Genomic DNA, 14690 nt, shown 5'->3' with positions numbered 1-14690 from the left:
CAAGCGAACGCTGTGTCATTCCAACGGGGTTGAACCCTGTCAGCTCCGCTGGAATGGCATCGCGACTGAGTGACGGCATAACCGAAGGGTGCCTTGCTGCAAGGCCGGGCGCCGATACATAAACCGGAGATCACTTCCATGACCATGTTCAACAAAGTCACCAAGACCTTCCAGTGGGGCAACCACACCGTCACGATGGAGACGGGTGAAATCGCCCGTCAGGCCACCGGCGCCGTGCTGGTTGACATCGAAGGCACCGTCGTGCTGGCCACCGTGGTGTGCGCCAAGACCGCCAAACCCGGCCAGGACTTCTTCCCCCTGACCGTCGACTACCTCGAAAAGACCTACGCCGCCGGCAAGATCCCTGGCAGCTTCTTCAAGCGTGAAGCCAAGCCTTCCGAGTTCGAGACCCTGACCTCGCGTCTGATCGATCGCCCGATTCGCCCTCTGTTCCCCGAAGGCTTCTACAACGAAGTCCAACTGGTGATCCATGTGGTGTCCCTGAACCCTGAAGTGGCTTCGGACATCGCCGCCATGATCGCCTCCAGCGCTGCGCTGTCGATCTCCGGCATCCCGTTCAACGGCCCGATCGGTGCCGCACGCGTGGCCTACATCAATGGCGAATACGTGCTGAACCCCAGCCCGTCGCAAATGTCCGAGTCCAAGATGGACTTGATCGTCGCTGGTACCGAATCCGCCGTGCTGATGGTGGAATCCGAGGCCGATCAGCTGTCTGAAGACGTGATGCTGGGTGGTGTGGTGTTCGGTCACGAGCAAGGCAACATCGCCATCCAGGCCATCCACGACTTCGTTCGCGATGCCGGCAAGCCCGCCTGGGACTGGCAAGCGCCCGCCAAGGACGAAGACTTCATCGCCAAGGTCAATGGCCTGGCCGAAGAGGGCCTGCGCGCCGCTTACCAGATCCGCTCCAAGCAAGCTCGTACGCAAGCCTGCCGCGAGACCTACGCTGCCGTGAAGGCTGCGCTGACCGCCGAAGGCGTGGCTTTTGACGCCGTCAAGGTGGAAGGCCTGCTGTTCGATATCGAAGCCAAGATCGTGCGCAGCCAGATCCTGGCCGGCGAACCCCGTATCGACGGTCGCGACACCCGCACCGTGCGCCCCATCGAGATCCGCACCGGCGTGCTGCCTCGCGTGCACGGCTCGGCCCTGTTCACCCGTGGTGAAACCCAGGCTCTGGTCATCTCGACCCTGGGCACCGAACAGGATGCGCAGCGCATTGACGCCCTGACCGGCGACTTCCGCGACACCTTCCTGTTCCACTACAACATGCCTCCGTTCGCCACTGGCGAAACCGGTCGTGTCGGTAGCCCCAAGCGTCGCGAAATCGGCCACGGCCGTCTGGCCAAGCGTGCCCTGGTGCCGCTGCTGCCTCCGAAGGAAGAGTTCGCCTATACCCTGCGCGTAGTCTCTGAAATCACCGAATCCAACGGCTCTTCGTCGATGGCTTCCGTGTGCGGCGGCTGCCTGGCGCTGATGGACGCCGGCGTGCCCATGAAGGCGCACGTGGCTGGTATCGCCATGGGTCTGATCAAGGAAGGCAACAAGTTTGCCGTGCTGACCGACATCCTGGGCGACGAAGATCACCTGGGCGACATGGACTTCAAGGTGGCCGGTACCACGTCTGGTATCACGGCGCTGCAGATGGACATCAAGATCCAGGGTATCACCAAGGAAATCATGCAGGTGGCACTGGCTCAGGCCAAGGAAGCCCGTCTGCACATCCTGGGCAAGATGGTGGAAGCCATGGGCTCGGCCAACACGGAAGTCTCCGAGTTCGCGCCTCGCCTGTACACCCTGAAGATCAACCCCGAGAAGATCCGTGACGTGATCGGCAAGGGCGGCGCCACCATCCGTGGCCTGTGTGAAGAAACCGGCTGCCAGATCAACATCGCCGAAGACGGTGTCATCACCGTGGCTTCGACCGATGCCGAGAAGGCCAACTTCGCCATCAAGCGCATCAACGAAATCACGGCTGAAGTGGAAATCGGTGCCACCTACGAAGGCGCGGTGACCAAGCTGTTCGACTTCGGTGCCCTGGTGAACCTGTTGCCTGGCAAGGATGGCCTGCTGCACATCAGCCAGATCGCTCACGAGCGCGTCGAGAACGTGGGCGACTATCTGAAGGAAGGCCAGATCGTCAAGGTCAAGGTCCTCGAGACCGACGAAAAGGGTCGCGTCAAGCTGTCCATGAAGGCCTTGCTGGAGCGTCCTGAGGGCATGCCTGAGCGCGAAGAGCGTGGCGACCGCGGTGACCGTGGCCCGCGTGGCGATCGTGGTGGCCGTGACCGTGGCGATCGTGGTGGTCGCGACCGTGGCGATCGCGGCGATCGCGGTGACCGCGCTCCCCGTGCCGAGCAGGAAACTGGTGCTCAAGGCGGCGACGCTGAAGGCCAGGCTCAGCAACAACAGCAACAGTGATCCGAGCCATGAAGAAGCTGGTTGTTGGTAACTGGAAGATGCACGGTTCACGTGCATCCAATGCCGAGCTGATCAAGGGTCTGCTGGCGGCCGATCTGGCTGCCACGGCGCCCAAGGCTGATGTGGCTGTGTGCCCGCCTGTGGTGTTTCTGGCCGATGTGGCCGAGTTGCTCAAGGGCTCGGCGATCGCCTTCGGTTCTCAGGACCTGTCCGTGCAGGCGCAAGGCGCTTTCACGGGTGAGGTTTCCGGCCCGATGGTGCGCGAGTTCGGTGCAAAGTACGCCATCGTGGGGCACTCGGAGCGTCGCAGCTATCACGCCGAGAGTGACCAGCTGGTCGCTGACAAGGCCAAGGCGGCGCTGTCGCACGGTCTGATCCCCATCGTGTGCGTCGGCGAAACGCTGGCCGAGCGCGAAGCAGGGCAGACCGAGGTGGTGGTGGCGCGTCAGATGAAGGCCGTGATCGACACGCTGGGTGCGCAACTCGCCCAGATCGTGGTCGCTTACGAGCCCGTCTGGGCGATTGGCACCGGCAAGACGGCTTCGCCCGAGCAGGCGCAGGCTGTGCATGCTTTCCTGCGTGCGCAACTGAAGGCTGCTCAGCCTGAAGCTGCCAAGGTGCCGCTGCTGTATGGCGGCAGCGTCAAGCCTGACAACGCCGCCGAGTTGTTCTCGCAAGCGGATATTGATGGCGGCCTCATTGGCGGCGCATCGCTCAAGGCTTCTGACTTCGCCGCCATCGCGCGCGCAGCCTGATGGCCTTGAATGAACAAGAGATCTAGGAGTTTTCTTTCATGCAACAAGCTTTGATGACGGCGGTGCTCTTGCTCCAGGTCGTATCGGCCCTGGCCATGATCGGCCTGGTGCTGGTGCAGCACGGCAAGGGCGCTGACATGGGTGCGTCTTTTGGTAGTGGTGCGTCGGGCAGCCTTTTTGGTGCAACCGGTAGTGCCAACTTCCTGTCGCGTTCGACGGCCGTGGCGGCTGCGGTGTTCTTTTCGAGCACCTTGGGCCTGGCTTATTTCGGTAACCATCGCGCGAGCGCAGCCGAGCAATCCAGCGTGCTGGAGCAGGCTGCCAGTGCTGCTGCGGCTTCTGCAGCCTCTGCGGCAGCTGTTCCGGCTTCCGGTGCGGCATTGATTCCGAACAAGTGACGAAATCACGACAGAAATTCGGTTTAGAATAAGAGGCTTCGGTGAGCCATCCTCAAGCAATCCGAAGCAAACAAATGAGCGGGCATCACTGCCCACTTGCCGACGTGGTGAAATTGGTAGACACGCTATCTTGAGGGGGTAGTGGCGAAAGCTGTGCGAGTTCGAGTCTCGCCGTCGGCACCATAAGATTTCAAACGAGTCTTTGTGCCAATCCCATGATCAGCGCCGGTTGTTTCTCCCAAGCTGATCGTGAAGGATGTTGGAGCTGCCTTCCGTTGGGTGGGTTCAGCAGTACGAAGTCCTCCGGTGGGCGCGCTGTGGATGCTGTCATCTCGGGTTCAAATCCGATTGATCGTCATCCTGGCGCGCTTTTTGTTTTGTCTGTGTGGTTCAATCACGCGTCTTGTTCGTTCTGAAAGCCCTTGGCCATGAACATTGAGCAATATTTGCCCGTCATCCTTTTCATCCTGGTTGGCGTAGGTGTTGGCGTCGCGCCACAAGCCCTTGGTTTTTTGTTGGGCCCTCGTCGCCCTGACGAAGCCAAGAACTCCCCTTACGAGTGCGGTTTCGAGGCCTTCGAAGACGCACGCATGAAGTTCGATGTGCGCTACTACCTGGTCGCCATCCTCTTCATCCTGTTCGACCTGGAAATCGCATTCCTGTTCCCCTGGGCCGTGGCGCTCAAGGAAGTGGGCATGACCGGCTTCCTGGCCATCATGCTGTTCCTGGGCATCCTGGTTGTGGGCTTTGCCTACGAGTGGAAGAAGGGCGCGCTGGACTGGGAGTGATCCTTTTTTGCCAGCACACCTTTTTCGCACGGGAATCTTCAAGAGGTAATTGATATGGGTATCGAAGGCGTCTTCAAAGAGGGCTTCATCACCACCTCGGCTGACACGCTGATCAACTGGTCGAAGACCGGTTCGCTGTGGCCGATGACGTTCGGTCTGGCCTGCTGTGCCGTCGAGATGATGCACGCTGGTGCAGCACGTTACGACATCGACCGTTTCGGCATGCTGTTCCGCCCCAGCCCTCGTCAGTCCGATCTGATGATCGTGGCCGGCACGCTGTGCAACAAGATGGCGCCTGCCTTGCGCAAGGTGTACGACCAGATGGCCGAACCTCGCTGGGTGTTGTCCATGGGTTCGTGTGCCAACGGTGGTGGCTACTACCACTACAGCTACTCGGTGGTGCGCGGTTGCGACCGCATCGTGCCGGTGGACGTGTACGTGCCCGGTTGCCCCCCTACGGCTGAGGCATTGCTCTACGGCATCCTGCAGTTGCAGGCCAAGATCCGCCGTGAAAACACCATTGCACGCAGCTGATCAGGAGCCACGCGAATGACCCAAAAACTCGCCAACCTGGAAGTCGCGCTGCAAAACGTGCTGGGCGACAAGATCAAGCGTCTGGACAAGGACCGCGGTGAACTGACCCTGACCGTGTCTGCCGCCGACTACCTCGAAGTGGCCCGCACCTTGCGTGATCACGCCGATCTGAAGTTCGAGCAACTGATGGATCTGTGCGGCATGGACTACTCGGCTTACAAGGATGGTGCACCCAGCATCTATTCGGACGGCCCGCGTTTCTGTGCCGTGAGCCATCTGCTGTCGATCACCAAGAACTGGCGTCTGCGCCTGAAGGTGTTTGCGCCTGATGACGACTTCCCCATCGTGGCTTCGGTCAATGGCATCTGGAACTCGGCCAACTGGTTCGAGCGCGAGGCATTCGACCTGTACGGCATCGTGTTCGACGGTCATGAAGACCTGCGTCGCATCCTGACCGACTACGGCTTCATCGGCCATCCTTTCCGCAAGGACTTCCCGACCACGGGCCACGTCGAAATGCGTTACGACGAGCAGCAAAAGCGCGTGATCTATCAGCCGGTCACCATCGAGACGCGCGAGATCACCCCGCGCATCATCCGCGAAGACAACTACGGTGGTCTCCACTGATTGATGCAGGAAGGTTGAACCATGGCAGAAATCAAGAACTACACCCTGAACTTCGGTCCGCAACACCCGGCCGCGCACGGCGTGCTGCGTCTGGTGCTGGAGCTGGACGGCGAAGTCATCCAGCGCGCTGACCCCCACATCGGCCTGCTGCACCGCGCCACCGAAAAGCTGGCCGAATCCAAGACCTACATCCAGTCGCTGCCCTATATGGACCGGCTGGACTACGTGTCCATGATGTGCAACGAGCACGCCTACTGCCTGGCCATCGAGAAGATGCTGGGCATCGATGTGCCTGTTCGTGCCCAGTACATCCGCGTGATGTTCGCCGAGATCACCCGTGTGCTGAACCACCTGCTGTGGTTGGGCTGTCACGGCTTCGACTGCGGCGCGATGAACATCCTGATCTATTGCTTCCGCGAGCGTGAAGACCTGTTCGACATGTACGAGGCCGTGTCCGGCGCGCGCATGCACGCGGCTTATTTCCGTCCGGGCGGCGTCTACCGTGATCTGCCTGACACGATGCCGCAGTACAAGGTCAGCAAGATCAAGAACGCCAAGACGATCGCTCGCATGAACGAGAACCGTCAAGGCTCGCTGCTGGACTTCATCGACGACTTCACGCAGCGCTTCCCCAAGCTGGTCGACGAGTACGAAACCCTGCTGACCGACAACCGCATCTGGAAGCAGCGTACCGTGGGCATCGGTGTGGTGTCGCCCGAGCGTGCCATGCAGATGGGCCTGACCGGCGCCATGCTGCGCGGTTCCGGCATTGTGTGGGACCTGCGCAAGCACCAGCCCTATGACGTCTACGACAAGCTGGACTTCGACATCCCCGTGGGCACCAACGGCGACTGCTACGACCGCTATGTGGTCCGCGTGGAAGAGCTGCGTCAGTCCAACCGCATCATCAAGCAGTGCGTGGACTGGCTGCGTGCCAACCCGGGCCCGGTCATCACCGACAACCACAAGGTGGCCCCGCCTTCACGCGTCGAGATGAAGTCGTCCATGGAACAGCTGATCCACCACTTCAAGCTGTTCACCGAAGGCTTCCACGTGCCTGAATCCGAGGCCTATGCCGCTGTCGAACATCCCAAGGGCGAGTTCGGTATCTACCTGGCTTCCGATGGCGCCAACAAGCCTTACCGCCTGAAGATCCGTGCCCCTGGCTTCCCGCACCTGGCTGCGCTGGACGAAATGTCCCGCGGTCACATGCTGGCTGACGCCGTGGCCATCATCGGCACGATGGACATCGTGTTCGGTGAGATTGACCGTTGATAGCGACCGCTGAGTGACCCAAATCATGTTGAGCGAACAAACCAAAGCGCGCTTCGACCGCGAACTCGCCAAGTACCCGGCTGACCAGCGCATCTCCGCTGTGATGGCCTGTCTGTCCATCATCCAGCAGGAACGCGGCTGGGTGTCGCCCGAGAGCGAGCAGGAAGTGGCCGACTACATCGGCGTGGCCCCCATGGCCGTGCACGAAGTCACCACCTTCTACAACATGTACAACCAGCAGCCCGTGGGCAAGTTCAAGCTGGCTGTGTGCACCAACCTGCCTTGCCAGTTGCGCGACGGCCAGAAGGCACTGGAGCATGTCTGTCAGCGTCTGGGCGTTGAAGCGGGTGGCACCACGGCGGACGGCGTGTTCACCGTGCAGCAGTCGGAATGCCTGGGCGCTTGCGCCGATGCACCCGTGGCCCTGGTCAATGACCGTCAGATGGTCAGCTACATGAGCAACGAGCGCCTGGACGATCTGCTGTCCACGCTCAAGGCTCAAGCGAAGTGAGGCAAAGACAAGATGCTTGATCTTTCCAAATTCCAGGCGACCGGCAAGGAAACCGTTTTCCACGGCCGCCACATCGAACCTCAGATCTATGCCGGCATCGACGGCAACAACTGGGGTCTGAAGGACTACGAAGCCCGTGGCGGCTACGCAGCCCTGCGCAAGATCCTGGGCAAGGACGGTGGTCCTGGCATGACGCAGGATCAGGTCATCGCCGAAGTGAAGGCCTCGGCCTTGCGCGGCCGTGGCGGCGCCGGCTTCCCCACCGGCCTGAAGTGGAGCTTCATGCCCCGCGCCTTCCCCGGTCAGAAGTACCTGGTCTGCAACTCCGACGAGGGCGAACCGGGCACATGCAAGGACCGCGAGATCCTGCGCTTCAATCCGCACACCGTGATCGAAGGCATGGCCATTGCCGCCTATGCCATGGGCATCACCGTGGGCTACAACTACATCCACGGCGAAATCTTCGAGGTGTACGAACGCTTCGAAGCTGCCCTGGAAGAGGCCCGCGCAGCCGGCTACCTGGGCAACAACATCATGGGCAGCGACTTCACGTTCCAGTTGCACGCTCACCATGGTTTCGGCGCCTACATCTGCGGTGAAGAAACCGCGTTGCTGGAGTCGATCGAAGGCAAGAAGGGGCAGCCCCGCTTCAAGCCGCCTTTCCCCGCCAGCTTCGGCCTGTACGGCAAGCCCACCACGATCAACAACACCGAGACATTTGCCGCGGTGCCCTGGATCATCCGCAACGGTGGCGAAGCCTTCCTGAACGTGGGCAAGCCCAATAACGGTGGTACCAAGCTGTTCTCGATTTCCGGTGACGTCGAGCGTCCCGGCAACTACGAGATCCCGATGGGCACGCCTTTCGCCAAGCTGCTGGAGCTCGCCGGTGGCGTGCGCGGTGGCCGCAAGCTGAAGGCCGTGATCCCCGGTGGCTCGTCGATGCCCGTGCTGCCTGCTCACATCATGATGGAGTGCACGATGGACTATGACTCCATCGCCAAGGCCGGCTCGATGCTGGGTTCGGGCGCCGTCATCGTGATGGACGAGACCCGCTGCATGGTCAAGAGCCTGCTGCGCCTGTCCTACTTCTACATGCACGAATCGTGTGGTCAGTGCACGCCTTGCCGCGAAGGCACGGGCTGGCTGTGGCGCATGATGGACCGCATCGAGAACGGCAAGGGCCGTCCCGAAGACATCGATCTGCTGAACTCCGTTGCCGACAACATCCAGGGCCGCACCATCTGCGCGCTGGGTGATGCTGCTGCGATGCCTGTGCGTGCCTTCATCAAGCACTACCGCGAAGAGTTCGTGCATCACATCGAACACAAGACCTGCATGGTCCCGGCCTACATCTGATCGACTGGGCAACACATATGGTTGAAATCGAAATCGACGGACGAAAAGTCCAGGCCCAGGAAGGCAGCATGGTGATCCGTGCCGCCGAAGAGAATGGGACCTTCATTCCGCACTTCTGTTATCACAAGAAGCTGTCTATCGCGGCCAACTGCCGCATGTGCCTCGTGGACATCGAGAAGGCGCCCAAGCCCATGCCGGCCTGCGCCACACCGGTCACGCAAGGCATGATCGTTCGCACGAAGAGCGAGAAGGCTGTCAAGGCTCAGCAGAGCGTGATGGAATTCCTGCTCATCAACCACCCACTGGATTGCCCGATCTGCGACCAGGGCGGTGAGTGCCAGTTGCAGGACTTGTCCGTGGGTTACGGCGGTTCGTCTTCCCGTTATCAGGAAGAAAAGCGCGTGGTCTTCCACAAGGAAGTCGGCCCGCTGATTTCGATGCAGGAAATGAGCCGTTGCATCCAGTGCACGCGCTGCGTCCGCTTCGGCCAGGAAATCGCCGGCGTGATGGAGCTGGGCATGGCCAACCGCGGCGAGCACTCCGAGATCCAGACCTTCGTCGGTCGCTCGGTGGACTCCGAGCTGTCGGGCAACATGATCGACATCTGCCCCGTCGGTGCCCTGACCAGCAAGCCCTTCCGCTACAGCGCCCGTACCTGGGAACTGTCGCGTCGCAAGAGCGTGTCGCCCCATGATTCCACCGGTGCCAACCTGATCGTTCAGGTGAAGAACGGCAAGGTGATGCGCGTGGTGCCGCTCGAAAACGAAGACGTCAACGAGTGCTGGATTGCCGACCGTGATCGCTTCAGCTACGAAGCGCTCAACAGCGACGCCCGCCTGACCAAGCCCATGATCAAACAGGGCGGTCAGTGGAAGGAAGTCGACTGGACCGTGGCTCTGGAATACGTGGCCAATGGTTTGAAGGGCATCAAGACCGAACACGGTTCGAATGCCATCGGCGCGCTGGCGACCGAGCACAGCACGGTGGAAGAGCTCTTCCTGCTGGGTCAACTGGTGCGTGGCCTGGGTTCCGACAACGTCGATACCCGCCTGCGTCAAGCTGATTTCACGACGGGTGCCGGTGCACGCTGGCTGGGTCTGCCAATCGCCGAGCTGTCCACGCTGGACCGTGCGCTGGTCGTCGGCTCCTTCCTGCGCAAGGATCACCCGCTGTTCGCGTCGCGTCTGCGTCAGGCTGCCAAGCGTGGTGCGCAGATCAGCGCCATCGGTGGTGCCCATGATGACTGGCTGATCCCCCTGGCCCAACGTGTGACCGTGGCCCCGAGTGCCTGGGCGCAAGCCCTGGGTGATGTGGCCGTGGCCGTGGCCAACCAGCTCAATGTCGAGATCCCTTGCAACGGTACCGCTACCGATGCAGCCAAGGCGATCGCCGCTTCGTTGCTGTCGGGCCAGAACAAGGCCATCCTGCTGGGCAATGCCGCCGTGCAGCATCCCCAAGCCTCGTCGCTGCAGGCGCTGGCACAGTGGATCGCCGCTCAGACCGGCGCCAAGGTGGGCTTCCTGAGCGAATCGGCCAACTCGGTTGGCGCGCAACTCGTGGGTGCTCAGCCGCAACAAGGTGGCCTGAATGCGGGTCAGATGCTGGCTGGCAAGGGTCTCAAGGCTGTCGTGCTGATGGGCGTCGAGCCCGAGTTCGACACCGCCAACCCGAGCGCTGCCATCGCAGCGGTGCAGGGCGCCGAGATGGTCGTGTCGCTGTCGTCCTTCAAGACCAGCGCCGCCGACTACGCCGACGTGATCCTGCCGATCGCGCCGTTCTCTGAAACCTCCGGCACCTTCGTGAACGCCGAAGGCCGCGTGCAAAGCTTCCACGGCGTGCTCAAGCCTCTGGGTGACGCCCGTCCGGCCTGGAAGGTGCTGCGCGTGCTGGGCACCATGCTGGGCCTGGAAGGCTTCGCCTACGAGACCTCGGAAGAAGTCAAGGCGCGCGCCCTGGGTGACCTGGCTGCGCTGCCTGCGAAGCTGAACAACGCCACGTCGGCTGCCATCAACCTGAGCGCCTCGACCGGTGGTCTGGAGCGTCTGGCCGATGTGCCGATCTACGCTGCCGACGCCCTGGTGCGCCGCGCTGAATCGCTGCAAGCCACGGCGGACGCCAAGGCGCCTGTGGCCAGCCTGCCGCAAGCGCTGTGGGCCGAACTCGGCCTGGCTGCTGGTGCCCAAGTGAAGGTGTCGCAAGACGGTGCGAATGGTGCAGTCAGTGCTGTGCTGCCCGCCGTGCTCGACGCCAGCCTGCCCGCCAACGTGGTGCGTGTGCCTGCCGGTACCCCGGCCACCGCAACGCTGGGCGCATCTTTCGGCGCCATTCGCGTCGAAAAAGCCTGAAGGGTAGGGGAGACAAGCAATGATTGACACCCTGTACAACGCCGGAGCCGCCAACCTGGGCGCAGCCTGGCCCGTGGTCTGGTCGCTGATCAAGATCGTGGCGCTCTTGCTGCCGCTGCTGGGCTGCGTGGCCTATCTGACTCTGTGGGAGCGCAAGGCGATTGCCTGGTCGCAGATCCGTCCGGGTCCCAACCGCACGGGCCCGCTGGGTCTGCTGCAGCCTATCGCTGACGCGGTCAAGCTGATCTTCAAGGAAATCATCCTGCCCTCGGCTGCGAACAAGCCTTTGTTCCTGCTGGGCCCGATCATGACGATCATGCCTGCGCTGGCTGCCTGGGCGGTGATTCCTTTCGGTCCTGAAGTCGCACTGGCCAACGTCAACGCCGGCCTGCTGTTCCTGATGGCGATCACCTCGCTGGAAGTCTATGGCGTGATCATCGCCGGCTGGGCGTCGAACTCCAAGTACGCCTTCCTGGGTGCCATCCGCGCTTCGGCTCAGATGGTGTCCTACGAAATCGCCATGGGCTTCTGTCTGGTGATCGTGCTGATGACCGCCGGTTCGCTCAACATGACCGACATCGTGATGAGCCAGGCCAAGGGGCAGTTCGCCGACATGGGCATGAGCTTCCTGTCGTGGAACTGGCTGCCGCTGCTGCCGATCACGGTCGTGTACTTCATCTCCGGTCTGGCCGAAACCAACCGCCACCCCTTCGACGTGGTGGAAGGTGAATCAGAAATCGTGGCCGGTCACATGATCGAGTACTCGGGCATGGCTTTCGCGATGTTCTTCCTGGCCGAATACGCCAACATGATCCTGGTGTCCACGCTGGCTGCCATCATGTTCTTCGGTGGCTGGCTGTCGCCGGTGGCGGCGCTGGACTTCATCCCCGGCTGGATCTGGCTGGGCATCAAGGCCTTCATCATCGTCACCATGTTCCTGTGGGTGCGCGCGTCGTTCCCACGCTTCCGCTACGACCAGATCATGCGTCTGGGCTGGAAGATCTTCATTCCTATCACCTTGGTCTGGCTGGTGCTGGTCGGTGGCTGGATGATGTCTCCCTGGAACATCTGGAAATAAGGGGCACACGAATATGTCTGCTACGTCCCTCAAGGAATTCGTTTCCAGCTTCTTCCTGCTGGAAATGTTCAAGGGCATGGCCCTGACCGGTCGTCACTTCTTCAAACCGTACGTCACCGTGCAGTTCCCTGAAGAGAAGACGCCGATGTCGCCACGCTTCCGCGGTCTGCATGCCCAACGCCGTTACGACAACGGTGAAGAGCGTTGCATCGCCTGCAAGCTGTGCGAGGCCGTGTGTCCGGCGATGGCCATCACCATCGAGTCGGCCGTGCGTGATGACGGCCAGCGCCGCACCACGCGCTACGACATCGACCTGACCAAGTGCATCTTCTGCGGCTTCTGCGAAGAAAGCTGCCCCGTGGACGCGATCGTGGAAACCCACATCTTCGAATACCACGGCGAGAAGCGCGGCGATCTGTACTTCACCAAGGACATGCTCCTGGCGGTGGGTGATCGCTACGAAAAGGAAATCGCAGCCAACAAGGAGGCGGACGCGAAATACCGCTGACCCGATATGGACACCTTTAGCCTACTTTTCTACATCTTCGCCTCGGTGCTGGTCTTCGCGGGTTTCCGCGTGATCACAGCCAAGAGCCCCGTGAGCGCCGCCTTGCACCTGGTGCTGGCGTTCTTCAGCGCCTCGTGCGTGTGGATGCTGCTGCAGGCAGAGTTCCTGGCCATCTCCCTCGTGCTCGTGTACGTGGGGGCGGTCATGGTGCTGTTCCTGTTCGTCGTGATGATGCTCGACATCAACATCGACTCGATCCGCCAGGGCTTCTGGAAGCATTTCCCGCTGGCCGGCGGCATCGGCGCAGTGATCGCCGTGGAAATGGCCTTCGTGCTGACCCGCGGCTTCGACCTGCCGACAGCCAAGCCTTTCCCGCCTGACGTGGCCAAGGTGCCCAATGCCAAGGCACTGGGTATCGAGCTGTTCACGCACTACCTGTTCCCCGTGCAGATCGCGGCCGTGATCCTGCTGGTGGCGATCATCGCTGCCATCGCACTGACCCTGCGCAAGCGCAAGGACTCGCACTTCCAGAGCCCCTCCGAGCAGGTGCGCGTGAAGAAGGGTGATCGCCTGCGCGTGGTCAAGGTGGCCCCGACCATCGAAGTGCCCGCTGCGCCTGCCGCACCGGCTGCTGACGCTGCCACCCCGACCGGAGGCCAAGCATGACCACGACCATCACACTCGGACACTTCCTGTCGCTGGGCGCCATCCTGTTCGCCATGTCGGTCATCGGGATCTTCCTGAACCGCAAGAACCTGATCGTGCTGCTCATGTGCATTGAACTGATGCTGCTGGCCGTGAACCTGAACTTCGTCGCTTTCTCCCACTATCTGGGTGACATGGACGGTCAGGTCTTCGTGTTCTTCATCCTGACCGTGGCGGCTGCAGAGTCCGCGATCGGTCTGGCCATTCTGGTGACGCTGTTCCGTAATCGTCAGTCGATCAACGTCGACGAACTGGACACGCTCAAGGGCTGATCGGGAGAGTGACAACAATGACAACAGAACTTTCTCTCAACACGCTGCTGGCGGTGCCCCTGGCGCCGCTGGTCGGCTCGATTGCCGCCGGCTTGTTCGGCAAGGCGATTGGCCGCAAGGGCGCGCACGCACTGACCATCCTGGGCGTGCTGATCTCGTTCATCATCTCGGCGATGACGCTCAACGCCGTCGTCGACGGCGCACGCTTCAACCAGACTGTCTATGAATGGATGACGCTGGGTTCGCTGAAGATGGAAGTCGGTTTCATGATCGACGGCCTGACGGCGATGATGATGTGCGTCGTGACCTTCGTGTCGCTGATGGTGCACATCTACACCATCGGCTACATGGAAGAGGATCCTGGCTACCAGCGCTTCTTCAGCTACATCTCGCTGTTCACCTTCTCGATGTTGATGCTCGTGATGAGCAACAACATGCTGCAGCTGTTCTTCGGCTGGGAAGCCGTGGGCCTGGTGTCCTACCTGCTGATCGGTTTCTGGTTCAAGAAGCCCACGGCCATCTTTGCCAACATGAAGGCCTTCCTGGTCAACCGTGTGGGTGACTTCGGCTTCATCCTGGGCATCGGCCTGATCCTGGCCTACACCGGCACGCTGAACTACACCGAGATCTTCGCCAAGGCGCCGGATCTGGCCAAGTTGGGCTTCCCGGCGACCGACTGGATGCTGATCACCGTGATCTGCATCTGCCTGTTCATCGGGGCCATGGGTAAATCGGCGCAGTTCCCGCTGCACGTGTGGCTGCCCGACTCGATGGAAGGCCCCACGCCCATCTCCGCGCTGATCCACGCCGCCACCATGGTGACGGCCGGCATCTTCATGGTGACCCGCATGTCGCCGCTGTTCGAGCTGTCTGACACCGCGCTGAACTTCATCCTGGTGATCGGCTCCATCACCGCGCTTTTCATGGGCTTCCTGGGCATCATCCAGAACGACATCAAGCGCGTGGTGGCTTACTCCACGCTGTCGCAGCTGGGTTACATGACCGTGGCGCTGGGTGTGTCGGCCTACAACGTGGCCGTGTTCCACCTGATGACGCACGCCTTCTTCAAGGCCTTGCTGTTCCTTGGCGCAGGCTCGGT

The 14690-nt window shown here is 61.4% G+C and carries 15 protein-coding genes and 1 tRNA gene; all 16 read left to right on the top strand.

The window, feature by feature from the left end:
• The first annotated feature begins 138 nt into the window (after positions 1-138).
• On the top strand, positions 139-2439 hold the full coding sequence (pnp, locus tag VFW93_RS13355) for a polyribonucleotide nucleotidyltransferase (RefSeq protein WP_329694478.1): 2301 nt from the start codon (positions 139-141) through the stop codon (positions 2437-2439).
• Complete coding sequence (gene tpiA / locus VFW93_RS13350; RefSeq protein ID WP_329694496.1) at positions 2439-3194, top strand: triose-phosphate isomerase; 756 nt, start codon at positions 2439-2441, stop codon at positions 3192-3194. The genes pnp and tpiA overlap by 1 nt, the downstream gene beginning before the upstream one ends.
• A 38-nt stretch (positions 3195-3232) precedes the next feature.
• Entirely contained in the window at positions 3233-3592 is a 360-nt protein-coding gene (gene secG, locus VFW93_RS13345) for a preprotein translocase subunit SecG (protein ID WP_329694477.1), read from the top strand.
• A 98-nt stretch (positions 3593-3690) separates the two neighbouring features.
• A tRNA-Leu gene (locus VFW93_RS13340) sits at positions 3691-3775 on the top strand.
• A gap of 245 nt (positions 3776-4020) precedes the next feature.
• The gene (locus VFW93_RS13335; RefSeq protein WP_290640108.1) at positions 4021-4380 is read left to right on the top strand and encodes an NADH-quinone oxidoreductase subunit A; all 360 of its coding nucleotides are present in this window, start codon (positions 4021-4023) and stop codon (positions 4378-4380) included.
• 54 nt (positions 4381-4434) lie between these two features.
• Positions 4435-4914 carry a NuoB/complex I 20 kDa subunit family protein gene (locus VFW93_RS13330; protein ID WP_290640106.1) on the top strand — a complete coding sequence of 160 codons (480 nt, stop codon included), beginning with the start codon at positions 4435-4437 and terminating at the stop codon, positions 4912-4914.
• 15 nt (positions 4915-4929) lie between these two features.
• On the top strand, positions 4930-5541 hold the full coding sequence (locus VFW93_RS13325) for an NADH-quinone oxidoreductase subunit C (protein ID WP_329694476.1): 612 nt from the start codon (positions 4930-4932) through the stop codon (positions 5539-5541).
• 21 nt (positions 5542-5562) lie between these two features.
• Positions 5563-6816, top strand: a complete 1254-nt coding sequence (locus VFW93_RS13320) for an NADH-quinone oxidoreductase subunit D (protein WP_329694475.1) — start codon at positions 5563-5565, stop codon at positions 6814-6816.
• Positions 6817-6841: 25 nt separating this feature from the next.
• Positions 6842-7327, top strand: a complete 486-nt coding sequence (gene nuoE, locus VFW93_RS13315) for an NADH-quinone oxidoreductase subunit NuoE (protein ID WP_329694474.1) — start codon at positions 6842-6844, stop codon at positions 7325-7327.
• 12 nt (positions 7328-7339) lie between these two features.
• Complete coding sequence (nuoF, locus tag VFW93_RS13310) at positions 7340-8683, top strand: NADH-quinone oxidoreductase subunit NuoF (RefSeq protein ID WP_329694473.1); 1344 nt, start codon at positions 7340-7342, stop codon at positions 8681-8683.
• 17 nt (positions 8684-8700) lie between these two features.
• Entirely contained in the window at positions 8701-11028 is a 2328-nt protein-coding gene (nuoG, locus tag VFW93_RS13305; protein ID WP_329694472.1) for an NADH-quinone oxidoreductase subunit NuoG, read from the top strand.
• Between the two features lie 19 nt (positions 11029-11047).
• The gene (gene nuoH, locus VFW93_RS13300; protein WP_329694471.1) at positions 11048-12106 is read left to right on the top strand and encodes an NADH-quinone oxidoreductase subunit NuoH; all 1059 of its coding nucleotides are present in this window, start codon (positions 11048-11050) and stop codon (positions 12104-12106) included.
• Between the two features lie 13 nt (positions 12107-12119).
• A complete protein-coding gene (gene nuoI, locus VFW93_RS13295; RefSeq protein ID WP_329694470.1) occupies positions 12120-12614 on the top strand; it encodes an NADH-quinone oxidoreductase subunit NuoI in 495 nt (164 codons plus the stop codon).
• A 6-nt stretch (positions 12615-12620) separates the two neighbouring features.
• Positions 12621-13280 carry an NADH-quinone oxidoreductase subunit J gene (locus VFW93_RS13290; protein WP_329694469.1) on the top strand — a complete coding sequence of 220 codons (660 nt, stop codon included), beginning with the start codon at positions 12621-12623 and terminating at the stop codon, positions 13278-13280.
• On the top strand, positions 13277-13591 hold the full coding sequence (gene nuoK, locus VFW93_RS13285; protein ID WP_290678807.1) for an NADH-quinone oxidoreductase subunit NuoK: 315 nt from the start codon (positions 13277-13279) through the stop codon (positions 13589-13591). Before VFW93_RS13290 ends, nuoK begins: the two co-directional genes overlap by 4 nt.
• A 17-nt stretch (positions 13592-13608) precedes the next feature.
• Positions 13609-14690, top strand: a 1082-nt coding sequence (nuoL, locus tag VFW93_RS13280) for an NADH-quinone oxidoreductase subunit L (RefSeq protein ID WP_329694468.1), incomplete at its 3' end; no start/stop codon positions are given.

It is taken from the genome of Aquabacterium sp., assembly GCF_036279675.1.
GTDB lineage: Bacteria > Pseudomonadota > Gammaproteobacteria > Burkholderiales > Burkholderiaceae_C > Aquabacterium.
Note: the sequence above shows the minus strand (reverse complement) of the source record. Positions and strands in the feature narration are given on the sequence as shown.

Excerpts from the sequence above, each read along its gene's own strand:
- VFW93_RS13290 (WP_329694469.1), top strand. The coding sequence starts at position 12,621 with ATGGACACCTTTAGCCTACTTTTCTACATCTTCGCCTCGGTGCTGGTC.
- nuoI (WP_329694470.1), top strand. The coding sequence starts at position 12,120 with ATGTCTGCTACGTCCCTCAAGGAATTCGTTTCCAGCTTCTTCCTGCTG.
- nuoK (WP_290678807.1), top strand. The coding sequence starts at position 13,277 with ATGACCACGACCATCACACTCGGACACTTCCTGTCGCTGGGCGCCATC.
- nuoF (WP_329694473.1), top strand. The coding sequence starts at position 7,340 with ATGCTTGATCTTTCCAAATTCCAGGCGACCGGCAAGGAAACCGTTTTC.
- pnp (WP_329694478.1), top strand. The coding sequence starts at position 139 with ATGACCATGTTCAACAAAGTCACCAAGACCTTCCAGTGGGGCAACCAC.
- secG (WP_329694477.1), top strand. The coding sequence starts at position 3,233 with ATGCAACAAGCTTTGATGACGGCGGTGCTCTTGCTCCAGGTCGTATCG.
- nuoG (WP_329694472.1), top strand. The coding sequence starts at position 8,701 with ATGGTTGAAATCGAAATCGACGGACGAAAAGTCCAGGCCCAGGAAGGC.
- nuoE (WP_329694474.1), top strand. The coding sequence starts at position 6,842 with ATGTTGAGCGAACAAACCAAAGCGCGCTTCGACCGCGAACTCGCCAAG.
- nuoH (WP_329694471.1), top strand. The coding sequence starts at position 11,048 with ATGATTGACACCCTGTACAACGCCGGAGCCGCCAACCTGGGCGCAGCC.
- VFW93_RS13325 (WP_329694476.1), top strand. The coding sequence starts at position 4,930 with ATGACCCAAAAACTCGCCAACCTGGAAGTCGCGCTGCAAAACGTGCTG.
- VFW93_RS13330 (WP_290640106.1), top strand. The coding sequence starts at position 4,435 with ATGGGTATCGAAGGCGTCTTCAAAGAGGGCTTCATCACCACCTCGGCT.
- VFW93_RS13320 (WP_329694475.1), top strand. The coding sequence starts at position 5,563 with ATGGCAGAAATCAAGAACTACACCCTGAACTTCGGTCCGCAACACCCG.
- VFW93_RS13335 (WP_290640108.1), top strand. The coding sequence starts at position 4,021 with ATGAACATTGAGCAATATTTGCCCGTCATCCTTTTCATCCTGGTTGGC.